The sequence below is a fragment of the Aureisphaera galaxeae genome, assembly GCF_028561275.1.
In the GTDB taxonomy this organism is placed as follows: domain Bacteria; phylum Bacteroidota; class Bacteroidia; order Flavobacteriales; family Flavobacteriaceae; genus Aureisphaera; species Aureisphaera galaxeae.
The window spans coordinates 60,626-84,859 of the sequence record NZ_JAQQTF010000005.1 but is presented as its reverse complement, the minus strand read 5'-3'; the positions used below and the strand labels follow the sequence as shown (position 1 = coordinate 84,859).

Below are 24,234 nucleotides of genomic sequence, written 5' to 3'. Positions count from 1 at the left end.
AATGCTGAAAAAAATACTTTAAAATTTTGTTTGGTAGAAACGTTTGTTCCGTTTCATTGAGAATAGTCAGTTCCCCGATTTCTCGGGGAATGAATTATTCTTCTAATCTAATGTCAAGCCCTAGACCTTTCAATTCGTGCATCAATACGTTGAAAGATTCTGGAAGACCTGGTTCTGGCATGGATTCACCCTTCACGATACTCTCGTACGTTTTGGCCCTACCAATAACATCATCAGACTTCACCGTCAATATCTCACGGAGTGTGCTGGAAGCTCCATAGGCCTCGAGTGCCCAAACCTCCATCTCTCCAAATCGCTGTCCACCAAACTGTGCCTTACCTCCAAGTGGCTGTTGCGTAATCAAGGAGTAAGGTCCAATGGAACGTGCGTGCATCTTATCATCTACCATGTGACCTAGTTTCAACATGTAGATAACCCCTACAGTTGCTGGCTGGTCGAAACGCTCTCCGGTTCCACCATCGAATAGATAGGTGTGTCCGAATCGTGGAATTCCAGCTTCGTCGGTCAATTCATTGATCTGATCTAAGGAAGCTCCATCGAAAATAGGGGTAGCAAACTTGCGTCCTAATTTCTGACCTGCCCAACCCAATACGGTTTCGTAGATCTGTCCAATGTTCATACGGGATGGTACCCCAAGCGGATTCAATACAATATCCACTGGTGTTCCGTCGTCCAAGAATGGCATATCCTCCTCACGAACGATACGGGCCACGATACCTTTGTTACCGTGACGTCCTGCCATCTTATCCCCTACTTTCAGTTTACGTTTCTTAGCAATGTATACCTTCGCCAATTTCAAGATTCCGGAAGGAAGTTCATCCCCTACAGAGATAGTAAACTTCTCACGACGCAAGTTTCCTTGAAGGTCGTTTTCCTTGATCTTGTAGTTGTGCATTAGGTCACGAACCATAAGGTTGGTCTCATCGTCGGTAGTCCAAGTTCCACCCACCAAGTGCGTGTAATCTTCAACTGCGTTCAACATTTTCAAGGTATACTTCTTACCTTTAGGGAAGACTACTTCACCTAGGTCATTAGTTACACCCTGTGCTGTTTTACCTCCTACGATAGCGAATAATTTTTCAACCAAAATATCCTTAAGACCTTGGAACTTGCTTTCGTATTTCAATTCAAGTTCTGCGATATCTTCTTTATCCTTGGCTCTCTTTCGCTTATCCTTAATGGCTCTAGCAAATAGTTTCTTGTCGATTACTACCCCGCGAAGTGATGGAGACGCTTTCAAAGAAGCATCTTTTACATCTCCTGCTTTATCACCAAAGATGGCACGAAGCAGTTTTTCTTCTGGAGTAGGATCGCTTTCTCCTTTTGGAGTAATCTTTCCGATAAGGATATCCCCAGGCTTCACCTCGGCTCCTACACGGATCATACCATTTTCGTCGAGGTCTTTAGTGGCCTCTTCGGAAACGTTAGGAATATCGTTGGTCAATTCTTCGTTACCCAATTTGGTATCTCGAACTTCCAATGAATACTCGTCTATATGGATGGACGTAAAGATATCTTCACGTACTACTTTTTCTGAAATTACAATCGCATCCTCGAAGTTATACCCTTTCCAAGGCATGAACGCTACTTTCATGTTACGACCAAGTGCCAATTCTCCTTTTTCGGTGGCATATCCTTGGCAAAGTACTTGTCCCTTAGCAACTCGATCACCCTTACTAACAATAGGTTTCAAGTTGATGGACGTACTCTGGTTCGTCTTTCTAAACTTAATAAGGTTATAAGCCTTAGAGTCGCCATCGAAACTTACCATACGCTCTTCTTCGCTACGATCGTATTTAATTACGATTTCGTTTGCATCTACGTATTCTACAACTCCGTCTCCTTCTGCGTTGATTAATACACGACTATCGGAAGCTACCTGACGCTCAAGTCCAGTACCTACAATCGGTGAATCGGCAATTAACAATGGAACTGCCTGACGCATCATGTTAGATCCCATCAAGGCACGGTTCGCATCATCGTGCTCCAAGAAAGGAATCAAGGAAGCAGAGATAGAAGAAATCTGGTTAGGTGCTACGTCCGTATAGTGAACCTGTTTCGGATCTACTACTGGGAAGTCACCCTCCATACGTGCAATTACACGGTCGCTATTTATAGTTCCATCATCTTTTAATGGAATGTTTGCCTGAGCGATCAACTTCTCTTCTTCTTCTTCAGCAGAAAGATAGGTTGGCTCATTCTTAAGATCGATCTTTCCATCTTCTACCTTTCGGTAAGGGGTTTCGATAAACCCAAGGTTGTTCACCTTCGCGTATACCGAAAGGGAAGAGATCAAACCAATGTTTGGTCCTTCAGGAGTTTCGATAGGACACAATCTTCCGTAGTGGGTGTAGTGAACATCTCGAACCTCGAAACCTGCTCTTTCTCGGGAAAGACCTCCAGGTCCTAATGCGGAAAGACGGCGTTTGTGTGTGATCTCGGCCAATGGATTGGTCTGGTCCATGAACTGAGACAACTGGTTCGTACCGAAGAAAGAGTTGATCACAGAAGAAAGGGTCTTCGCGTTGATCAAATCGATCGGGGTAAATACCTCGTTGTCACGAACGTTCATACGCTCACGAATGGTTCTTGCCATACGTGCCAAACCTACTCCAAACTGAGAAGACAACTGCTCACCTACGGTACGTACACGACGGTTGGAAAGGTGGTCAATATCATCGATCTCCGCTTTAGAGTTGATAAGCTCGATCAAGTATTTTACGATGGTAATGATATCCTCTTTGGTAAGTACTTGCTTATCCATTTCGATATCCAAACCAAGTTTTTTATTCATTCGGTAACGTCCTACCTCACCTAAATTGTATCGCTGGTCTGAGAAGAACAACTTGTTGATGATTCCACGAGCGGTTTCCTCATCGGGTGGTTCGGCGTTACGTAATTGTCTATAGATATGCTCTACCGCTTCCTTTTCGGAGTTGGTAGGATCCTTTTGCAATGTATTGTGAATGATGGCGTAATCGGCTAGTTGATTATCCTCCTTGTGCAATAGGATGGTTTTAGAACCGGAATCCAAGATTTCCTCAATGTGTTCTTTTTCCAATACCGTATCACGATCTAAGATAATCTCGTTACGCTCAATAGATACTACCTCTCCAGTATCTTCATCCACGAAATCCTCGTGCCAAGTTTTAAGTACACGAGCGGCCAGCTTGCGGCCTAGGTATTTTTTAAGTCCGGTTTTGGAAGCCTTCACTTCTTCTGCCAAGTCGAAAATTTCAAGGATATCTTTATCCCTTTCGAATCCGATGGCACGGAAAAGCGTAGTAACCGGTAATTTTTTCTTTCTATCGATATAAGCGTACATCACGCTATTGATATCGGTAGCGAATTCTATCCAAGATCCTTTGAAAGGAATTACACGGGCAGAATACAACTTTGTTCCGTTGGCGTGGAACGACTGTCCAAAGAATACACCTGGTGAACGGTGTAACTGAGAAACAACAACACGCTCAGCACCGTTGATACAGAAAGTACCGGAAGGTGTCATATAAGGGATGGTACCCAAATAAACATCCTGTACTATGGTCTCAAAATCCTCATGCTCTTCGTCGGTACAGTAGAGTTTCAATCTTGCTTTAAGTGGAACACTGTAGGTTAATCCACGCTCAATACATTCCTGAATGGAATATCTTGGTGGATCCACGAAGTAATCTAAAAACTCCAGTACGAACTGGTTTCGTGTATCGGTAATTGGGAAGTTCTCTAAAAAAGTCTTGTAAAGACCTTCTTGTCCTCTTTCTTCTGACTTGGTTTCCAACTGGAAGAAATCCTGGAAGGATTTAATTTGGATGTCCAAAAAGTCCGGATAATTGGGCTTGTTTTGTACAGAGGAAAAATTCAATCTTTCAGTTTGCGTTGCTGACATCTATGGACGGAATTTTAATTAAAAAAACAGTGATGCGTATACTCAAAAAATGGTAACCTTTATATACGCAAAAGGGTTTAGGTCATTCTGCGTTTCTGCAGAAGACCTAAACCTTAAGGTTTGGATTAGAGGAGCTTATTTAAGCTCAACCTCTGCTCCAGCTTCTTCTAACTGAGCTTTAAGAGCTTCAGCTTCGTCTTTAGCGATTCCTTCTTTGATTGGAGAAGGAGCGTTGTCTACTAATTCTTTAGCATCCTTAAGACCAGCACCAGTAAGTTCTTTAACCAACTTAACAACAGCAAGCTTAGAACCACCAGCTGCTTTAAGGATTACGTCGAACTCAGTTTGCTCATCAGCAGCGTCTCCACCACCAGCACCACCACCAGCAGCAACAGCTACCGCAGCAGCAGCAGGCTCGATACCGTACTCGTCTTTTAATATAGTAGCTAACTCATTAACTTCTTTTACAGTTAAGTTAACCAATTGTTCTGCGAAATCTTTTAAATCTGCCATTTTCTATCGTTTTAATGTAATTTTTATTTGTGTTTTAATCAGTGCAATAAATTAGGTTATCCCTCTTTCTCGGAAAGAGTTTTAACAATACCTGCCAAGGTTCCACCGCCACTCTTAAGAGCAGAGATAACATTTTTAGCAGGCGACTGGAGCAATCCAACGATTTCTCCGATAAGCTCTTCTCTAGATTTGATATCAACCAGTGCATCCAATTGATCATCTCCTACGTAGATAGCTTCTTCTATAAAGGCTCCTTTAAGTAAAGGCTTGTCAGATTTTTTTCTGAACTCCTTAATCACTTTTGCTGGAGCGTTCCCTGTTTCGGCCACCATTAAGGAAGTGTTTCCTTTAAGTACTTCGGTCAATTCACCGAAATCCTTATCCGAACTTTCCATAGCTTTAGCCAACAAGGTGTTCTTTACCACGTTCAACTTCACTCCTGCTTTAAAGCAAGCACGACGAAGGTTAGAAGTGGTTCCTGCATCCAAACCTGAAATGTCCGCCAAATAAATATTAGCGTTCTCAGATAGCTGTGCAGTCAACTGTTCAATTACTTGTGATTTTTCTTCTCTTGTCATAATCTATAGTTTTTCCGCTTAGCTTAGGTCTTTGGAATCGATCTCAATACCAGGACTCATCGTACTGGACATGAAGATACTTTTGATATAAACACCTTTTGCAGCCTGAGGCTTCATTTTTACTAGGGTAGTTATTAGTTCTTTTGCGTTTCCAGCAATTTTCTCGGCATCGAAAGATGCTTTTCCAATTGCAGCGTGTACAATACCGGTTTTGTCTACTTTAAAGTCGATCTTACCAGCTTTCACATCGGAAACAGCCTTAGCAACGTCCATAGTTACTGTACCAGTCTTTGGGTTTGGCATAAGTCCACGAGGACCTAAAACACGTCCTAAAGGACCCAATTTACCCATCACACTTGGCATGGTTACTATCACGTCAACATCGGTCCAACCTCCCTTAATCTTAGTGAGGTACTCGTCCAATCCAACATAATCCGCTCCTGCTTCTTTAGCTTCTGCCTCCTTATCTGGAGTTACCAAAGCCAATACCTTTACGTCTTTACCAGTTCCGTGAGGAAGGGTTACCACACCACGTACCATTTGGTTCGCTTTACGTGGGTCTACATTAAGACGTACAGCAAGGTCTACAGACGCATCGAATTTTACGTTGGTTATTTCTTTTACCAAAGCAGAGGCTTCAGCGATAGAGTATGACTTGTTAGGGTCTACTTTAGCTTTAGCTTCTTTTTGCTTTTTTGTTAATCTTGCCATTTTATAGATTCTTTTCTAGATTAAAAAGGTGCAGCACCTTTTACTTTCACACCCATTGATCTTGCCGTACCGGCTACCATTTTCATGGCAGACTCGATCGTAAACGCATTCAAATCGGGCATTTTGTCTTCTGCAATCGCTTTTACTTGATCCCAAGTAATGCTCGCTACCTTCTTAGCATGAGGCTCTCCAGAACCTTTTTTAATCTTGGCAGCTTCAAGGATTTGTACTGCAGCAGGTGGGGTTTTAATAACAAACTCGAAAGACTTGTCCTTATAAACCGTAATTGCTACTGGCAATACTTTCCCTTGCTTGTCCTGGGTACGACCGTTGAACTGCTTACAGAACTCCATGATGTTAACACCTGCAGCACCTAAAGCGGGTCCAACCGGTGGTGATGGGTTAGCAGCACCTCCGCGAACTTGCAATTTGACTACTTTATCTACTTCTTTTGCCATTTTTTAAAATTTAAATGTGATTTTTTCTTGTGTGGAAGCTTAAGAAAAAATCTATTATATAGCGTAACAATTAAATTTTCTCAACTTGCATGTAGCTCAACTCTAATGGTGTCTTTCTTCCGAAAATCTTCACCATTACTTCAAGCTTACGTTTTTCTTCATTGATCTTCTCAACAGTTCCGTTGAATCCGTTGAAAGGACCATCGATTACCTTAACGGTCTCTCCTATTACATAAGGGATGTTGATATTATCGTCCTGAACAGCTAGTTCATCGACCTTACCTAACATTCTGTTCACTTCTGCCTGACGCAATGGAACAGGATCCCCCCCTTTGGTTTCACCCAAGAAACCAATCACTCCGTTAATGGATTTTATAATGTGTGGTACTTCTCCAGCTAAACTCGCTTGAATCATAATGTACCCTGGAAAGTAAACACGTTCTTTGTTGATTTTCTTTCCATTGCGAATCTGGATTACTTTTTCGGTAGGCACTAACACCTGCTCGATGTAATCCTGAAGTTCTAGACGTACGATTTCGTTTTCGATATAAGATTTGATCTTATTCTCTTGCCCGCTAACCGAACGAACTACATACCACTTTTTTGTATTTTTTGTCTCCGTCATTACCAATACCTCCCTTAGGATTTGATCCATTCAAAATACTTTCCAACAACTCCACTGAATACAGTATCTACTCCCCAGATGGCCAATGCCAATACAACGGAGAATACTGCTACAACAACGGTGAGGCGCTGTGCTTCGGACCAAGAGGTCCAAGTCACGTGATTCTTAAGCTCATTATAAGATTCTTTGATGTAGTTTATCATTTTATTGAATTTAAAATTTAAACTTGAGCTTTTAAACTCATTGCCTTTCGCACGGGTTGAGAGACTCGAACTCCCGACACCTGGTTTTGGAGACCAGTGCTCTACCAACTGAGCTAAACCCGTATGTAAGAGAACTTGGCCAAAGCTTCATTCTCTTGTTTTTTCTACTAGTTTACCTTTTCTTTCGAAGCTCAGTTCCTGAGCCCTGCCAGCTGGCAGGCAAGTAAACCCGTAAACAAAAGTCAAGGCGTCCCACTTCTGTAAGACACCTTAAGACTTTTATATATATACTGTAATTAGTCTAAAATTTCAGTAACCTGTCCAGCACCTACAGTTCTACCACCTTCACGGATAGCGAAACGTAGTCCAACGTTCATTGCGATTGGCTGGATAAGATCTACAGTAATAGTAAGGTTATCACCAGGCATCACCATTTCAACACCATCAGGAAGGTTAATGTTTCCTGTTACGTCAGTTGTACGTACGTAGAACTGAGGACGGTAGTTGTTATGGAAAGGCGTGTGACGACCACCTTCTTCTTTCTTAAGGATATACACCTCTGCCTTAAACTTAGCGTGAGGAGTTACAGAACCTTGCTTACAGATAACCATTCCACGACGGATATCAGTTTTCTCGATACCTCTCAATAGGATACCTACGTTATCACCAGCTTCTCCTCTATCAAGGATCTTACGGAACATCTCAACTCCAGTAATAGTAGAAGTCAATTTCTCAGCTCCCATTCCGATGATATCTACAGGATCTCCAGTGTTAGCAACACCAGTTTCGATACGTCCAGTTGCAACAGTACCACGACCTGTAATAGAGAATACGTCTTCGATTGGCATCAAGAAGTCTTTATCAACTTCACGAAGTGGCTCTTCGATCCAAGTATCAACAGCTTCCATCAATTCGATAACTGTCTTCACCCACTTCTCTTCTCCATTAAGAGCACCTAGTGCAGAACCAGCGATAACTGGACCATTGTCACCATCGTACTCGTAGAAGCTTAGAAGGTCACGAACTTCCATCTCAACAAGCTCTAAAAGCTCATCATCATCAACCATATCCACTTTGTTCATGAATACAACGATACGAGGAATACCTACCTGACGTCCTAGAAGGATGTGCTCACGAGTTTGTGGCATAGGACCATCTGTAGCAGCAACTACAAGAATGGCACCGTCCATCTGAGCAGCACCAGTTACCATGTTCTTTACGTAATCGGCGTGACCTGGACAGTCAACGTGAGCGTAGTGACGGTTTGCAGTAGCATACTCAACGTGAGAAGAGTTAATGGTAATACCACGTTCCTTTTCTTCCGGAGCGTTGTCAATTTGATCAAAAGCAGAAGCTTCTGAAAAACCTGCATCTGCCAATACTTTAGTAATAGCAGCAGTAAGAGTTGTTTTACCGTGATCTACGTGTCCAATAGTACCCACGTTTAAGTGAGGTTTCGACCGATCATATGTTTCTTTTGCCATCTTGTATTAATTTAAATCTTAGTTATATATTAGTGTTCAATTAAAAACTACTTTGAGCCAATGACGGGATTTGAACCCGTGACCTCTTCCTTACCAAGGAAACGCTCTACCCCTGAGCTACACCGGCTTTTTGGTTGCGGGCTGAAGCGTTATAAGTCGCTTTCTGCAACGACAAAAACTCCAATTCCGCATAACTAGGGCCTTGAAGTTTTTTGAGAGCGGGAGACCGGGTTCGAACCGGCGACATTCAGCTTGGAAGGCTGACGCTCTACCAACTGAGCTACTCCCGCATTTTATCCCCAAAAAACCTTTAGGGAAAGGTATTCATCATTTCAAATTTCGAGTCGCGTACCTCGAAAATGCGTGCAAAGATAATCATTATTTTTTTGCTTTCAAAAAGATCGAGCAAAATTAATAAAAAGTGGGGAGAGCAGGATTCGAACCTGCGAAGGTAAAAACCAACAGATTTACAGTCTGTCCTCGTTGGCCGCTTGAGTATCTCCCCAAGGTGTTTTGCACACTATTTTAAGAACGTATTCTGAACTAATTTTTCAGAAATTTAAGAGCCGATAGAGGGACTCGAACCCACGACCTGCTGATTACAAATCAGCTGCTCTAGCCAGCTGAGCTATATCGGCTTCTCAGCCCTTCCTTACACTTAAATTTCAGCATAAAAAAGTCCGCTATTTCTAACGGACTGCAAATGTATAGAATTTATTTTTTCTACAAAACTTTTTTCAAAAAAAATCATCAGGCATGTGCCCTTTGTTTTTGCTTTCTTTTCTTAAGCTGTCTTTCCAAGGTTTGAACACACTCATCTGTGCCCGCTTCGAAAGTCTTGGCTTCTTTTTTTACCATGAGATCCCCGCCGGGAATACTCAATAATATTTCTACGCTCTTGTTTTCTTTTTCGCTGGTCTTCTGCACCTTCAAAAATACATCGGCATAAATGATGCGATCGTAAAAAAGTTCTAGTTTGGAGAGTTTCTTATTTATGAAGTCAATAAGTTTAACGTCCGCTACAAAGTTGGGAGTTTGCACGTTTACCTTCATACGCAAAAATTTTTAAGTTAGTGTTATTTTGTGTTGCGCGGGTGGGCCTCCCGATACACCTGTTTTAGCTGTGCCATATTATTATGGGTGTACACTTGTGTGGAAGCCAAACTCGCATGTCCAAGCAGTTCCTTTACTGCATTTAAATCTGCACCTTCATTAAGTAGATGCGTTGCAAAAGAATGTCGTAAGATGTGAGGACTTTTCTTAACCTTTTCAGATGCTTTACTAAAATAAGAATTTATAACTCGGTACACAAGCGTTTCATACAATTTAACGCCTTTTTTCGACAGCAATAGGAAATCGGCATCCTTGATCTCTGGCAACCCCTTACGGGCTTCCAAATACAGTGTCAAGGTCTCCTCAATGGACGGTAAAAGCGGTATACGCCTTTCCTTGTTGCGTTTACCGAGCACCTTCACGATATTTTCGGAAAAGGAAAAGCTCCCCATCTTTAAATTTACCAACTCTGCCCTTCGCATTCCCGTTGCATAAAACAACTCCACGATAAGACGGTTTCGGATCCCCTCAAAACCCTCTTCCAACTTCAGCAATTCTATGACCTCTTCTATTTCCGCCTTGGTAAAAGGAACCTGCACTTTTTTGGGAGTCTTAAGCGCTTTATGCTTGGCCAGGGGATTTACTTCAATCTGTTCTGTTTTCAGTAAAAATCGGTAGTAGGATTTTAATGAGGAAATTTTCCGGTTAATGCTCCGATTGGCAATGCCCTGCTCTACCAAAGAAACAATCCAGCTTCGGATGACTGCGTAATTCACTTCCGAAATACCCTTGTACCCATATCCTTCTTCCGCAAAAACAAGAAAGTCGGACAAGTCCTTCTCATAGGCCTTAATGGTATGGGGAGAATATTTTTTCTCCAAGGACAAGTAATCTATAAAGGATTGAAATGTCATAGTATGGATTGAAAAGGAAAGGTACGACAACTATTTTGGGAATGGAAAAACGTGCCCATAAAAAAATCCGCTGGTAGGAATACTACCAAGCGGATTTTCATATTTACGTGAAAGGAAATCGTTAAATTTCTTCTGCGTCTCTTAAAGTTTGAATGTATTGCGCTTTCTGAATCTCAGCTCTACGCTTTACTGAAGGTTTAGTAAACTGCTGACGTGCACGCAGCTGTCGCATCGTTCCTGTACGGTCAAACTTACGCTTGAAACGCTTTAATGCTCTATCGATATTTTCTCCGTCTTTAACTGGTATAATTAACATAGTGTCATCACCTCCTCTCTTTTTCGGACGGCAAAGATAATAAGGTTTTTATTATTGATGCAAGGGAAAATGAAAAAATTATTGTTTGAATAACGAAGCCCGCTTACTTAAATCGCGAATGAGCTTCTCTTCCTCTTCACTCTCCAACAATACATTGTATTTTTTCCAGAAGTTTTTGTTGTATGGCCTGGATGAAAAAATATCGTCCGACCATTCTTTCTTCAATGCATCGCTCACGGCGGTTGAGTCTTGTATAATCTCCGTAAACAGAATTTCCTGAACGGTATAATAGAACTGCTCATCCTTGGCTTCCTCATCTTCCTCTTCTTTCTTGTCCGAAGAACGATTTCCCACATTCACCAACTTAGGTGTTTCGTAATAGATGTACTTGGGATACATCTTTTCCTGATATTCCATAAAGCTCATCGTCAATTTATGGTTCACCAGGGTATCGAACAGGGACCTACTTCTTCTTTTCTGAACATCGGACGCCGCCACCAACATATATTCAATTTTCTTAATGGCATAACTATCCCAATCTACATACAACCACCCCTCGGCCTCGAATCCTTCGTTATAGACGCCAACTGTATTCAATCCTACAAACTCCTTCCCTTTTGCAATCTTGATCTTATAAAGCTTTTTCTCATTCTCTACCAAAATGGTATCCAACTCGAATTGATGCCTCTCCAACATATCCCTACCAAATAATGCCCTAGAATCCCCTGCATTACGAATAAGGTTCAATTTTCCCTTAAACAGATTGCTTAGCCCATTAATGCGACGATCATTCCATTTAATGGCATTGACAAGCGATGCTTTTTTAATGGTGTCCCGCCTAAGATTCTTCTTTCGTAACCGTTTGTTGTTGGTCTTGTTTTTAAGATAGGCAGCATAGGCAAATAGGCTATCTACATCCCGTAAATCGTAACTCTTTCGGGTTTCATCTACATTGATCCTTAGATTGTCCTCTGCACCAGATGCATAACTGGAATCATAGAGTGTTATCGCACTCTCGATAAGCCATTTGTACTCTCTTTTGTTACGTTCTTTGTGACGCAAGAATCCTTTTTGCAAATAGGGCTCTTCCGGGAGGTTCTCCTCTAACTCTTCCAGTACGCGCTGCATAATTTCGTTTCCGGTTTTTGGGCGGGTAGATGCCACAAGGATTACCTCATCCAAGGAAGCTATATCTTCTTCCAAAAAGATGTCTTCGTCATTTACAAATTCGGCCACAGTAATTTTGAAACTTGAGTAACCGATAGATGATACCACTATAGTATCATTGGCATGTTTCTTCGGAATTAACAACACAAACTTTCCATCGGAATTACTCACAGTACCAATGGTGGTATTCTCCACATAGATACTGGCACTTTCAATAGGCATAAAGGTGTTGAAATCTACAATCTTACTCCTTACCTCAGTTTGGGAAAAGACTGTTGTACATAGCAGGCTTAGGGATAAGCCAAGTAGGTATTTAAAATAGGAATGCTTCATCTTTTGTCGAAATATTTAATGACAGCTGTACACCCTACAAGGATTAGACCACAATGGGACTATTCACAAAAACGCTAGGTAGCTGGTTTATAGCTTTTGCCGTCGATCACCATTTTGGCAATGATCTCCTTTAGGATTTCGCTGGTTCCTCCTCCAATGGGGCCCAATCTACTATCCCTTAGGTTTCTGGCAAGGGGGTATTCTTCAATATAACCGTATCCTCCCAACATCTGCAGGCATTCGTACGCCACTTCATCGGCCACCTTGGTCGATACCAACTTGGCCATACTGGCTTCCTTCACTACGTATTCTTTGTTACCCAATCGCTTTGCGGTAACATAGTTAAAGGTTTTGCACATTTCCACTTCACTGGCCATTTGTGCCACACGGTGTCGTAAGGCTTGGAACTTGTCCAATGACTTTCCGAAGGCAATTCTGTCCTTCATGTACTGGAGGGTATATTCTATGGCCCATTCGCTACGGGCATGAGCATTAACAGCCATTACCAAACGTTCCAGAGCCAAATGTTGCATGAGGTAACTAAACCCTTTCTTTTCTTCTCCCAAGAGATTGCTCGCCGGAATCTTCACATTGTCGAAGGCAATTTCTGCCGTATCACTGGCACGCCAACCCAATTTGTCCAATTTGGTAGCAGATATTCCTGGGGTATCTCGATCCATGATAAACATACTAATTCCCTTCCCTCCTTCTTCGGGATGCGTCTTGGCAGAAACCACCAAGTAATCACTGTAGATTCCGTTGGTAATAAATGTTTTGGATCCATTGATGATATAGTGATCTCCTTCTTTTACAGCAGTGGTCCGCATGCCGGACACATCACTTCCCCCAAAGGGCTCGGAGATACAAAGACATCCTATTTTTTCCCCGCTAATGCTAGGCGGCAAGTATTTTTCCTTAATCTCTTCACTTCCCTCTGCTTTCACATGCGTCATCGCCAAATAGGGGTGCACCCACATGGCAGCAGCAAACCCACCACTATTAATACGCTGTAGTTCTTCCAAATAAATTACGAGGTAAAACACGTCGAGATCAAGCCCTCCGTACTTTTCGGGATAAGAAATACCGAAGTACCCCATCTCTCCCATTTTCTCCCAGATAAAGCGCTCTATGGTTCCGGTCTTCTCCCACTTCTCTATGTGAGGGACCACTTCTTTCTGTAAAAAATCCCTAAAGCTCTTTCTGAAGAATTCGTGTTCCTCGGTAAAATACATGTTACTCATTCGCAATTTGGTTTAATGGATTGGGGAAATATCGATCTCAAGGACAAGTTAGGAAAAACATTCGATAAAGATCTGTAGCGTTCGCCCGTCTTTTTCATATACTATTCTATGAGCAAATATAGTTGAATTAACTGTAATTTCTGGGGTGTCAATTCTTCAATTTTTGCCAATTCTTCAAAATCTGAAATCCCTTCCCGCACATAGACAAACTCCCATATTTTCTTGGCGAGGCCAAACGAAACACCTGGAATGGTAGATAGATCCGAAGCCGAAGCCCTATTGATATTCATTTTCTCAATGGGCACAGGGTTCTTCACTTCAAATCGCTCCAGAATGCGTTCTATCACTTCCGGTCTTAGTCCCCACACATCATACAATTGCATTCCATGAGCAAAACCATTCAATTCCTTTCGCTTCGCAATAATACGTTTGCTGAACACTTCGCCAATTCCATACACTTCCTGAAGCTGTTCTTGGGTGGCAGAATTAAGATCGGTCTTTGTTCCAGAAAATGGTTTTCTCTCAGCAAAAGTCCTTTTCTTATTGCTACGGGAACGTTGCACCCAATCGGGAAATTTGAAATAGGGACTTATTTCATTCAAAATGGAATCTGGCACCAAAGTTACTTTTTGGAAATCGGCAGTTGAATTCACCCATTTGCCCTGCTCTCTAAAGGATTTCAATCGATCGTACTGTTCTGGCGTGATTCCCAATGTATATGCTTTATAATCGCTCAAATAATTTGGATTGAAAGGATATCGCCTCGGTTTTTGCTGTTCTATGGCAAGACACCTCAACGAGTCCAGTTCCCTTTGACGTTGCATGATTTCTGAAGAAGAAGCATCGAAGGTATCCTTATTGGATATTGGAATGAAGTAAATGAACCCCAGCAATAGCAGGATGATAAAAAGTAACGATAAAATTCCTAGGCGCTCTCCCCTATTGAAGTGCCAAAACGGTTGATGCTTAAATGTGGACATAAAAAAACTCCCTTGTTAAAAACAGGGGAGTTTTTAATTTCTTTAAAATATATGTTTTTAGCGCATTATCGAGCGGCCACCTTGATGGCATCCAGATAACGCCTTAATTGTTTCTTCACTACTGGGAACAGGAAGTACAATCCGATCATGTTCGGGAAGATCATGGCAAAGATCATTGCATCCGAAAAGGCCCAGATGGAGTTCATACTTGCTGCGGCACCAATAACCACAAATGTGCAGAATAAAAGCTTATATACCATATCTGCTGTTTTTCCTCTACCGAAAAGAAATTTCCAAGACTGCAATCCATAATACGACCATGAAATCATGGTGGATACTGCGAAAAGCACTACCGCAATAGTTAAGAATACATTGGAGTATGGTATGTATTCGGCAAACGCTTTCGATGTAATCCCAGCTCCTTCAAAAGGCAGACCATCTATAAACACACTTCCTGATCCGTCACCACCATATTCGAAGTAACCTCCAAAGTTGAAAATAATAATTACCAAAGCAGTCATCGTACAGATCACTACCGTATCAATAAAAGGCTCCAATAAGGCCACAAGACCTTCGGAAGCAGAATATTTTGTTTTTACCGCAGAGTGCGCAATAGAGGCCGAACCGGCACCCGCTTCATTGGAGAAAGCAGCTCGTTGAAACCCAACCAATAGCACTCCAATAACAGAACCAACTCCAAAAGCTGTTGGGTTAAAGGCTTCTCTTACGATAAGACCAATAGCGTCATCAATAAATGAGAAATTGCTGAAGATGATATACAAACAAGCAGCTATGTACATTACGGCCATGAAAGGAACTACCTTTTCCGTTACCGAAGCAATACGCTTAATTCCACCAATAATGATGATACCCACCAAAATGGCCAATACCAAACCTACAATGGCTCCAGCTGCAGTACTTTCCCAATTAAATAATTCTTTAATTACAATCGTTGCCTGGTTACTTTGGGCGGCATTTCCTCCACCAAAGGAACCTCCGATACAGAATACAGCAAATAAGGCAGCGGCTATTTTACCCAAGGTTTTAAAACCTCTTTCCTTAAGTCCTTTACTTATATAGTACATTGGACCTCCATATACGGTTCCGTCTTCACCTACATCACGATACTGCACTCCTAGGGTACATTCTACGAACTTGGTAGACATTCCCAATAATCCACAAACAATCATCCAAAAGGTTGCTCCAGGTCCACCCAAGGCAATCGCCAAGGCAACCCCCGCAATGTTTCCGTTTCCTACCGTTCCCGATACCGCTGTGGCCAAGGCTTGGAAGTGACTTACTTCCCCTTCCTTACTTTCATCACGAATGGTATCTCTAATATCTCCATCTACGGCGGCATCTGGATCTCCCAAACCATGCCCTTCCAACTCATCATACTTTCCTCGTACGGTATTAATCGCTTTGCCGAAATACCTAACGTTCGGGAATCCGAAATAGAACGTAAAGAAGGCAGCACTACCTACTAAAAGCACCAAAACAAAAGGAATGGTTATAGTATCACTTGAGTATATTGGAAAGAAAATAACATTGGTAAAAAAATCAGCCACGGGCTGAAAAGCTTCGTCGATTTTTTGATCGAGGCCAGCTTCTTGAGATTCTTGTGCAAATGTTATAAAAGGGGAAAGGATTGCGAGAAGCGAGAGAAGATATTTCTTCATATTTGGATTATTTGGTTATACTTAGAATTCAAACGTCAGGCAAGATGCTAAAAAAAATGGCGAATTCAAATTTTTGCTTCTTAATTTCTTAAGCATTTCTAAACATTGTAAAGTTGTTTCAGCCCTTCTATTTGATTGGGTCTGCCAATCACAATAAGCTTAGAGTCCTTCTTCACCACAGTGGTGGGTTCCGGGTTTACAATATACTCCCCTTCCGGACTTTTATACCCTATAATGGAACAACCTGTCTTCTTTCTTAAATCTAATTCAGAAATAGCCATTTCCCTGCCATCGGCGCACACATTTTCGAAGGCAATTTGCTCTACATTGATACTATCTTGTTCTCCCGAAACCGTAAGGTTATCCAAAAACTCCACTAGGTCAGGAACAACTACTAAGGAAGCCATGTGATCGCCCCCAATTCTATCGGGCATAATTACATTATCGGCCCCAGCCAATTTCAGCTTTTTATAACTGGTTTCTTCATGTGCCCGACTTATAATGCGCAAGTCACTCTTAATTTGTCGAGCCGATAGCACCACAAAAAGATTATCTGCGTCGCTAGGCAAAGCACAGATAAGGGTTGCTGCTCGATCAATACCTGCTCTATATAAGGTTTCATCTTCATCGGCATTGCCGTGTACGAAAAGGACCTTATCGTCCAAGGAACGTTCTATAACATCTTCGTCCTTTTCAATAACCACATAGGGTTTATTATAGGCTTGCAATTTCTGGGCTGCTTGCCTTCCGTTTCTTCCATATCCACAAACGATGATATGGTTTTGTAAACTGTTGATCTTGCTCTGCACTCTTTTCTTTCTTAGGTTACCAATGTTGTTTTTGCTTAGCATATATTCCGAAACCTCCTTAATGGCATACCCCACAATAAATATACTGGAAACTATGAGAATGGAGGTGAATATCTTTTCGGATGGACTTAAGGGATGTACCTCACCAAACCCAACGGTGGTGATAGTAATAATGGTCATGTAAATAGCATCGACCCAGGTGAAATCGTAAATAATAACGAAACCTAATACCCCCGCCAAGAATACAAATAATAGGAGCAAGAGCGCCCCCAAAATCCTAGATCGAAAGAAATTGTTCATAGATCGAATACTGAAGTTCGCTTTGTGTATACCAAGTCTTTAAGCTTCAGCCAAAACGCTAAGGTCAAATAGATGGCAAATCCAGCTCCCAAAGTGGCGAAGGATACATAGATGAAAAACAAGCGTACACTCTTGGCCCGCATTCCCAATCGGTCTGCCAAACGGGAGCACACATAATACCCATGCTTTTCGAAAAAATGCCTTATGTTATAAACGAACTGAAGCACGGTGCAAATTACTGCTTTTTCAGTAAAGTATTCCCCACTTCGCACTGCAAACACTTATGCAAATCGCAATAATTACTTTTTAATTGTAAAAGCGCTTGACTTTGCAGTGCATTGTCCTCGATATTCCGAAGGCTTTTGTACTTCTTTACAATGGAGTTTTCTTCGGCTCGAATTGCACAGGCCAAGGAGATAAGCTCTTCCGAAATTTCCTTACCATAATACTTAGCATAACAATACTTCAAAGGAATCACGGTATTAATAATAAGCAGATCAATAAAGCGGTTCGACAAGCTTTTTTTCCGAATGGCCGAGGGCACTCCGAAATTATAATGACCATCCCAATAATGCGTAGCCGATACCGCAAACAAAGCCCTCATTTCTTCCAAGGAATGCGTTTCCATAAGTTGAGAGAACAAATGGGGATGTCTTGAAAGCAAAGAAGCCATTTGTGAAAGGCGAATCGTTGGAAAATTAGGCGGCCGCAACCGGAAAAACTTCGGGGTTACAACACCTTCATTCCCTAAATTGTGCTTCACCTTCAGATAAGTATACATATCCTGAAGCTGCTCGTAATACCCACAATACACCTCTCCTTCCAATAGATGCAATTGCCCCATGAACAAGGCTTCCAAAGTAACCGGGGCATCACTGCATTTTCGGACAATGTCATAATCCATGGACTGCGCCAAACTGTAAAAAGAAGCCCCGTTTATCTTGAGACCGAAACTCTTGCAAAGCATCTGGAAGAATACCTTCTCCCAATGATTGGCAGAGAGCGCCAATTCTTTTTCTATCAAGGCAGCCCGAACCTCCAATCGTTCAAAAAAGAGACGGTCCATCCAATTGCGCATGAGCACCTCTTCCACAGCACCAAAATCGGGTTCGCACGGAATCCATCGTTGTGGATTTTTCAGCAATCGGCTGTAGTTGTTCATCAATTTGGGACATACACGCTCCTTTAGTTCCAGTACCGGAACAGCATCCCCATTATTGCGATATACTTCGGTATCGTGATCCCAAACCACATGTAAAACGACATTATCATAATGGGCATCTTGTTCGTGTCCGTGCTGATACCAATGGGAAGAAGAAAGATGAATCTCTACGTTTCCAATCCAGAGCTGGGGGCCGATTTTTAACTTGGCCACCAAAAAATCGGGTCCCGCGTCGAAATTATGCGTGCCTACTGAAAGGATCTGCAAAACCTCTCCAGCATAGGTGGTAAGTTCTTGCGATGAATACTTCTGAAATTTCCACACATAGTGAAGAAAATCTTCATGCATAAGCAAAGATTAAAATTATGTGGGGAGTATATTTCTGATTCCTAAATTTAGGAAAAAACCTTAGAAGGTTGCAAGCGAAAAAATGTAAGAATTATTCTATATAACCCATCTTGCGCATCCAGTCGTCATTGAACATTTTACCTACATAACGACTTCCGTGATCATGGAACAACACCACTACCACGTCGTCTTCGTTGAAATGTTCTTTTAACTGAAGCACCCCTTTCATGGCAGCTCCGGCGGAGTTCCCTAGGAACATTCCCTCCTCCTTTGCCAAGCGTTGGGTGTAAACGGCTGCGTCCTTATCGGTTACTTTGGTAAACCCATCGATGATGTCGAAGTTTACATTCTTCGGAAGGATGTCCTCGCCAATTCCTTCGGTAACGTATGGATAGATTTCCTTTTCGTCGAAGATTCCTGTTTCATGGTATTTTTTGAATACACTACCATACGTATCAATTCCCCAAACCTTTACATCTGGGTTCTGTTCTTTAAGGTATTTTCCAACTCCACTGATAGTTCCACCGGTTCCTACCCCTACAATAAAATGGGTTACTTTCCCTTCGGTCTGCTTCCAGATTTCGGGCCCAGTACTTTCATAATGTGCTTTGGCATTACTTGGATTGTCATACTGATTCACATACCAGCTATTCGGGGTTTCCTTTGCCAGGCGGGCGGCAGTAGAATAGTAAGATCTTGGATCTTCTGGCTCCACGTCGGTAGGGCAAACCACTACTTCGCTACCTACCGCCTTAAGGATGTCTACTTTCTCCTTACTCTGCTTATCGGTAGTAACACACACCATTTTATATCCTTTCACAATCGCGGCCAGTGCCAATCCCATCCCGGTATTTCCACTAGTACCTTCTACGATGGTACCACCCGGTTGTAATCGACCATCTGCCTCGGCATCTTCGATCATCTTAAGCGCCATACGATCCTTTACCGAGTTTCCTGGATTGAAGGTCTCGTATTTCGCCAATACCATACAAGGTAGCTCTTCGGCCAATTTGTTGATTTTCACCAAGGGGGTATTCCCAATAGTTTCAAGAATATTTTTAGCGTATTCCATAGTGTTTTGTTTGCGGCGCAAAAGTACAAAACACAATTCTTTTTTCAGGCGGAAGTGAACGCTAATTTATTCGAATCGAATTGCCTTCACCGGAGAGATTTTGGTAATGAATCGGGAAGGCCCCAATAACATGATCAGGCAAAGCAATAAGGTGCCTACATTTAATAAAAGGATATGCCCCAAATCGAAGTGAATGGGAGCTTCGGTCACATAATAGGTTTCAGGATCCAACGAGATGACCTTGCCATATTTTTGAATGAGCAATAGACCAATTCCAATTAAATTGCCCCAAAACAATCCTACCGATACGATATACCCTGCATTGTACAGAAAGATTTTACGAACGCTCCAATCGGTAGTACCAATGGCTTTTAGAATCCCAATCATTTGTGTTCGCTCCAAAATAAGTACCAGTAATGCCGTACTCATATTAATGCCGGCAATGACGATCATGATACCGATAATTAGGAAAATATTGAAGTCGAAAAGGTCCAACCATTCAAAAATGGTGTAGTACTTATCACGAATGGTCTGGGAGTCTAACGTACTGGGAATCTCTTCGTACACCTTATTACCCACTTCTTGGATATTATCGAAATCGCTTACAAAAAGCTCGAAAGCCCCTACGAAATCCTCTTCCCAATTATTAAGGCGTTGCACATGGCGGATATCGGCCATGAGAAATTGTTCATCGAATTGCTGAAAACCACTACTGTAGATTCCCACAATGGTAAAGCCGCGACTTCTGGCACGTTGTTTTTTCCCTTCCTGAAGGAAAAACGTATTCACGCGGTCACCAACTGTAAAGCCCAAACGATCGGCATGGTATTTAGACAACAGTATTTCGTCGTTCAGGTTTCCTGAGAAATCGGGTAAACGACCTTCTTTCAGATACTCTTCAAAAAAGTCCCATCTAAAATCGGAACCCACCCCTTTTACCACTACGCCTTCGAAATCGGTTTCCGTTCTAATAACACCTCCTTTTAAGGCTATGGCCTGAATATGATCTACCCCTTCGGTTAAATTAAACTCGGGATAGAAATCCTGATCGGTGAAAATAGGCGTTTGTGAATCGTTGGAATAGTTGGTATCGTAGTTGGAAATGACGATATCCCCGTTAAAAGCAGAGACCTTTTCCCGAATCTTTTTCTGAAGCCCAACCCCCGTAGCCACAGACACCATCATGATAGCCAACCCCAAGGCAATAGCGGTTATGGCTATTTTTATTATTGGGGCCGAAATACTACTTTTATAATCTTTCGAAGCAGCGATGCGACGGGCGACAAAATATTCGAAATTCACGGAGTTACTATGCGATTATCTTTTTTCAAAAATACACTATTAATTGTTCTTCCCTTAACGGTATTCATTTGTTTTTCTTGTGGGAGTGGGAATAGGGATGCGACCGACAAAAAACAGGAAGACGTTATAATACATGATACCGTCGAAATTAAGAAAGAGAAAAAGGAAATCGTTACGGGAGCCAATAGACAAGATCAGTACTTTAAATTACTCGAAGGTAAACGAGTCGGAGTTGTAGCCAATCAGACTTCTATTATAATGGACAAAACCGATCCTCTTGAAGAAGGAAATTTGGAAACAGTCTATTATGCAATTCATTTGGTAGATTACTTACATGGTTTTGATATTTCTGTAGAGAAAGTCTTCGCTCCAGAACACGGATTTCGTGGGAAGGCCGATGCTGGCGAATATGTTCAAGATGGTATCGATAAAAAAACAGGAATCCCCATCATTTCCCTCTACGGAAAAAACAAAAAGCCTTCCCCTACCCAAATGAAAGGGTTGGATGTAGTGGTATTCGATATTCAGGACGTGGGGGTTCGTTTCTATACCTACATTTCGACCATGCACTATATGATGGAGGCCTGTGCGGAAGCAGGAATTCCATTTATCGTATTGGATCGTCCCAATCCCAACGGCCATTATGTAGATGGCCCCACTATGAAAAAAGAGCATACCAGTTTTTTGGGATTGCATCCTATTCCCTTGGTTCATGGGATGACGATTGGGGAATACGCTCAAATGATCAATGGTGAAGGATGGTTGTCGGACAGTTTGAAATGCGATCTCACGGTCATTACGATGGAAAACTATACCCACGATACCTTCTATTCAGTTCCGGTACGACCCTCACCTAATTTGCCTAATGACACATCCATTAATCTGTATCCAAGTCTAGGATTACTGGAAGGCACCAACCTCAACGCAGGTCGTGGTACCGAAATGCAATTTCAGTTGATCGGTTCACCCTTTCTTCCAAAAGAGAAATATCCCTATGCTTACACGCCCCAACCGAATTTTGGGGCCAAATATCCCAAACACAAGGATGCTGAATGCAATGGTTTGGATTTGCGGGATACGCCGCGAATGGATCGTGTTGATCTTACCTGGATTATGGATGCGTATCGAAATCATGCCCATAAGGATAAGTTTTTCAACACGAAGAACTTTACCGCGCATGCGGGTACTGAGGAACTACAAAAGCAAATCGAGCAAGGGTATACCTTTCGTGAGATTCGGAAGACTTGGTTGAAGGATTTAGAAGCCTTCAAAGAAATCCGATCCAAGTACTTGTTGTACGATTAATGAGGTATACGCTTCTTCATTTCCTCCACAATGTTGAAAGCAGCCGGACAAATGGCCACATTCTTTAACGTAAGATTGGAAATCTGCTGAAATTTCTTCCGATCGGTGTGTGGATACTCCCTGCATGCCTTGGGCCGAACCTCATAAATACTGCAATAATTGTCGGCTCCCAAAAACGCACAAGGAACTTGTTGAAGCACATAATCGCCTTCTTCATCCACCCTAAGATAGGTTTCCACGAACTGCTGTTCCTTCATCCGAAAGTGTTTGGCAATACGCTGCACATCCTTATCGGTAAACAATGGCCCTGTGGTCTTACAGCAATTGGCACATTCTAAACAATCGGTTCGTTGAAACTCTTCATCATGCAATTCCTGCATCAACCGATCCAAATGCTTGGGCGGCCGCTTCTTTAGCTTGGCAAAGAACTTTTTGTTCTCCGCATGTGCATCCTTGGCACGTTGTGGAAGTTGTTTCAGAATTTCGTCCATGGTTCAAAAGTAAAAATACGATCTTTGTCCCCCAAGATATGAAAGACATTTTCGGAAAAGCTTTGCTCGACTATCACAAAGGGAACTATACAGAAGATCCCGTAACGGAAACCAATATTTCTGAAGAAGACGTATTGCCACTTCCCCATTTGTTTCGCTCCTATGAGGAAATGCCGCCGTTGGAACAGTTGGCTTTGCAAAATGCTTCGGGAAAAGTATTGGATGTGGGTTGTGGAGCCGGAAGTCATTCGCTATTCCTTGAGGAAAAAGGAATGGATGTTATGGCTATCGATATTTCTGAAGGGGCAGTTCAAGTCACCCAGGAACGTGGTGTGAAGAATGTTTTGCATACTCCATTATTGGAATTGAACGATGAGACGTTCGATACGATCCTTCTCCTTATGAATGGTACAGGTATTTTTGAAACGGTTACCAAAGTTTCAACCTACCTTCAACATTTAAAAACCCTATTGAAACCCAATGGACAGATCTTGGTGGACTCCAGCGATCTGAAATACATGTATGACACAACAGAAGAGGGCGGCATTTGGGTTCCGGCCGATCGTTATTATGGCGAACTGGAGTTTATGATGTCTTATAAAGGAGAACAAACCCAACCTTTCGATTGGTTATATTTGGACGAACACCTCTTCGAAAAACTGGCTTCGGAAAGTGGATTTCAATTCGAAATCCTAGCCCGAGGAGAGCATTATGATTATCTCGCGAGGCTTATCGTTGCGGAATATAGCCACTCTTAACAAGATTACTCATTTTAGCCGCAAAAAGATCACGACTCCAATGACCAGAGATTTCGCCGATATCTTCCGATAATTCAGAACGCTTCGCTACGATCTTCTTCCCCAAATCACTTTCAAAAAAAGCATCGACCTCCTTGTCTTCATTTCGGGTAAGTGTACCCTGCTTGGCCAACATTTCTTGTGCTGCCTTAGAATTGTACACTTCGTACATCTTTTTAATTTCATCTTGGGTAAAATGCTTTCGGTAAGCGAAGGAAAGAAACCGCACCACTTCTTCTAAACTTTTGTTTTTGTCTTCCTTCAGTTCCTTCCACTTCGATTCTGGCACATTGGCCGTTTCAAACTGTTTCTTAAGTACAGTGAACATATCGTCGTAAGCAGCGCTGTACTGTTCGTAGGTACCATTTATACTCAGGTAATTGATAATATCCTGCTGGTAATCATCTACCTGGGCTTGCAGGGAAAAACAAATAGTCAAAAAAAGCGTTAAAAACAGAGACCTCATTTTCAGGGTTGATTTTTAAA

24 protein-coding genes and 5 tRNA genes are annotated in these 24,234 nt (G+C 42.1%); 2 read left to right on the top strand and 27 right to left on the bottom strand.

What is annotated here, in order from left to right; all coding sequences use genetic code 11:
• Window positions 1–94: 94 nt before the first annotated feature.
• The 25 genes from rpoB to POV27_RS10480 form a co-directional block, all read right to left on the bottom strand.
• Entirely contained in the window at window positions 95–3,907 is a 3,813-nt protein-coding gene (rpoB, locus tag POV27_RS10600) for a DNA-directed RNA polymerase subunit beta (protein ID WP_272862739.1), read from the bottom strand.
• A gap of 135 nt (window positions 3,908–4,042) precedes the next feature.
• Window positions 4,043–4,420 carry a 50S ribosomal protein L7/L12 gene (rplL, locus tag POV27_RS10595; protein ID WP_272862738.1) on the bottom strand — a complete coding sequence of 126 codons (378 nt, stop codon included), beginning with the start codon at window positions 4,418–4,420 and terminating at the stop codon, window positions 4,043–4,045.
• 56 nt (window positions 4,421–4,476) lie between these two features.
• Complete coding sequence (rplJ, locus tag POV27_RS10590; protein WP_272862737.1) at window positions 4,477–4,998, bottom strand: 50S ribosomal protein L10; 522 nt, start codon at window positions 4,996–4,998, stop codon at window positions 4,477–4,479.
• Window positions 4,999–5,016: 18 nt separating this feature from the next.
• Window positions 5,017–5,709: a 50S ribosomal protein L1 gene (rplA, locus tag POV27_RS10585; protein WP_272862736.1), complete on the bottom strand. Its 693-nt coding sequence runs from the start codon at window positions 5,707–5,709 to the stop codon at window positions 5,017–5,019.
• Between the two features lie 20 nt (window positions 5,710–5,729).
• The gene (rplK, locus tag POV27_RS10580) at window positions 5,730–6,167 is read right to left on the bottom strand and encodes a 50S ribosomal protein L11 (RefSeq protein WP_272862735.1); all 438 of its coding nucleotides are present in this window, start codon (window positions 6,165–6,167) and stop codon (window positions 5,730–5,732) included.
• Window positions 6,168–6,237: 70 nt separating this feature from the next.
• The gene (gene nusG / locus POV27_RS10575) at window positions 6,238–6,792 is read right to left on the bottom strand and encodes a transcription termination/antitermination protein NusG (protein ID WP_272862769.1); all 555 of its coding nucleotides are present in this window, start codon (window positions 6,790–6,792) and stop codon (window positions 6,238–6,240) included.
• Between the two features lie 14 nt (window positions 6,793–6,806).
• The gene (gene secE / locus POV27_RS10570; protein WP_272862734.1) at window positions 6,807–6,995 is read right to left on the bottom strand and encodes a preprotein translocase subunit SecE; all 189 of its coding nucleotides are present in this window, start codon (window positions 6,993–6,995) and stop codon (window positions 6,807–6,809) included.
• Window positions 6,996–7,045: 50 nt separating this feature from the next.
• Window positions 7,046–7,118: transfer RNA gene (locus POV27_RS10565), tRNA-Trp, on the bottom strand.
• 173 nt (window positions 7,119–7,291) lie between these two features.
• On the bottom strand, window positions 7,292–8,479 hold the full coding sequence (gene tuf, locus POV27_RS10560) for an elongation factor Tu (RefSeq protein ID WP_272862733.1): 1,188 nt from the start codon (window positions 8,477–8,479) through the stop codon (window positions 7,292–7,294).
• 55 nt (window positions 8,480–8,534) lie between these two features.
• Window positions 8,535–8,606: transfer RNA gene (locus tag POV27_RS10555), tRNA-Thr, on the bottom strand.
• A 90-nt stretch (window positions 8,607–8,696) separates the two neighbouring features.
• Window positions 8,697–8,769, bottom strand: a tRNA-Gly gene (locus tag POV27_RS10550).
• Window positions 8,770–8,901: 132 nt separating this feature from the next.
• Window positions 8,902–8,984: transfer RNA gene (locus POV27_RS10545), tRNA-Tyr, on the bottom strand.
• A gap of 59 nt (window positions 8,985–9,043) precedes the next feature.
• Window positions 9,044–9,117, bottom strand: a tRNA-Thr gene (locus POV27_RS10540).
• A gap of 112 nt (window positions 9,118–9,229) precedes the next feature.
• Window positions 9,230–9,532: a ribosome hibernation-promoting factor, HPF/YfiA family gene (gene hpf, locus POV27_RS10535; protein ID WP_272862732.1), complete on the bottom strand. Its 303-nt coding sequence runs from the start codon at window positions 9,530–9,532 to the stop codon at window positions 9,230–9,232.
• A gap of 23 nt (window positions 9,533–9,555) precedes the next feature.
• Complete coding sequence (locus POV27_RS10530) at window positions 9,556–10,446, bottom strand: tyrosine-type recombinase/integrase (protein ID WP_272862731.1); 891 nt, start codon at window positions 10,444–10,446, stop codon at window positions 9,556–9,558.
• 121 nt (window positions 10,447–10,567) lie between these two features.
• Complete coding sequence (rpsU, locus tag POV27_RS10525) at window positions 10,568–10,762, bottom strand: 30S ribosomal protein S21 (protein ID WP_272862730.1); 195 nt, start codon at window positions 10,760–10,762, stop codon at window positions 10,568–10,570.
• Window positions 10,763–10,840: 78 nt separating this feature from the next.
• On the bottom strand, window positions 10,841–12,262 hold the full coding sequence (locus tag POV27_RS10520) for a carboxypeptidase-like regulatory domain-containing protein (protein WP_272862729.1): 1,422 nt from the start codon (window positions 12,260–12,262) through the stop codon (window positions 10,841–10,843).
• 74 nt (window positions 12,263–12,336) lie between these two features.
• Window positions 12,337–13,503 carry an acyl-CoA dehydrogenase family protein gene (locus POV27_RS10515; RefSeq protein WP_272862728.1) on the bottom strand — a complete coding sequence of 389 codons (1,167 nt, stop codon included), beginning with the start codon at window positions 13,501–13,503 and terminating at the stop codon, window positions 12,337–12,339.
• A gap of 101 nt (window positions 13,504–13,604) precedes the next feature.
• Window positions 13,605–14,483, bottom strand: coding sequence for a ComEA family DNA-binding protein (locus POV27_RS10510; protein ID WP_272862727.1), 879 nt, complete (start codon window positions 14,481–14,483; stop codon window positions 13,605–13,607).
• Between the two features lie 65 nt (window positions 14,484–14,548).
• Entirely contained in the window at window positions 14,549–16,162 is a 1,614-nt protein-coding gene (locus POV27_RS10505; RefSeq protein ID WP_272862726.1) for an alanine/glycine:cation symporter family protein, read from the bottom strand.
• 98 nt (window positions 16,163–16,260) lie between these two features.
• Window positions 16,261–17,271: a potassium channel family protein gene (locus POV27_RS10500; protein ID WP_272862725.1), complete on the bottom strand. Its 1,011-nt coding sequence runs from the start codon at window positions 17,269–17,271 to the stop codon at window positions 16,261–16,263.
• Window positions 17,268–17,498, bottom strand: a complete 231-nt coding sequence (locus tag POV27_RS10495) for a PspC domain-containing protein (protein WP_272862724.1) — start codon at window positions 17,496–17,498, stop codon at window positions 17,268–17,270. The genes POV27_RS10500 and POV27_RS10495 overlap by 4 nt, the downstream gene beginning before the upstream one ends.
• A gap of 8 nt (window positions 17,499–17,506) precedes the next feature.
• Entirely contained in the window at window positions 17,507–18,781 is a 1,275-nt protein-coding gene (locus POV27_RS10490) for a DUF2851 family protein (protein ID WP_272862723.1), read from the bottom strand.
• Between the two features lie 91 nt (window positions 18,782–18,872).
• The gene (locus POV27_RS10485) at window positions 18,873–19,853 is read right to left on the bottom strand and encodes a PLP-dependent cysteine synthase family protein (RefSeq protein ID WP_272862722.1); all 981 of its coding nucleotides are present in this window, start codon (window positions 19,851–19,853) and stop codon (window positions 18,873–18,875) included.
• Window positions 19,854–19,919: 66 nt separating this feature from the next.
• Window positions 19,920–21,155, bottom strand: a complete 1,236-nt coding sequence (locus POV27_RS10480) for an ABC transporter permease (protein WP_272862721.1) — start codon at window positions 21,153–21,155, stop codon at window positions 19,920–19,922.
• Between the two features lie 9 nt (window positions 21,156–21,164).
• Between POV27_RS10480 and POV27_RS10475 the strand changes: the two genes are divergently transcribed.
• Entirely contained in the window at window positions 21,165–22,460 is a 1,296-nt protein-coding gene (locus POV27_RS10475) for an exo-beta-N-acetylmuramidase NamZ family protein (RefSeq protein WP_272862720.1), read from the top strand.
• Here the strand turns inward: POV27_RS10475 and POV27_RS10470 are convergent.
• The gene (locus tag POV27_RS10470) at window positions 22,457–22,951 is read right to left on the bottom strand and encodes a YkgJ family cysteine cluster protein (RefSeq protein WP_272862719.1); all 495 of its coding nucleotides are present in this window, start codon (window positions 22,949–22,951) and stop codon (window positions 22,457–22,459) included. The two genes, POV27_RS10475 and POV27_RS10470, sit on opposite strands and share 4 nt — an antisense overlap.
• Before the next feature lie 38 nt (window positions 22,952–22,989).
• Here POV27_RS10470 and POV27_RS10465 point away from each other — a divergent pair, with 38 nt between their 5' ends.
• Window positions 22,990–23,709, top strand: a complete 720-nt coding sequence (locus POV27_RS10465) for a class I SAM-dependent methyltransferase (RefSeq protein WP_272862718.1) — start codon at window positions 22,990–22,992, stop codon at window positions 23,707–23,709.
• Here POV27_RS10465 and POV27_RS10460 read toward each other — a convergent pair.
• A complete protein-coding gene (locus tag POV27_RS10460) occupies window positions 23,681–24,187 on the bottom strand; it encodes a DUF2059 domain-containing protein (RefSeq protein ID WP_272862717.1) in 507 nt (168 codons plus the stop codon). The two genes, POV27_RS10465 and POV27_RS10460, sit on opposite strands and share 29 nt — an antisense overlap.
• Window positions 24,188–24,234 lie beyond the last annotated feature (47 nt).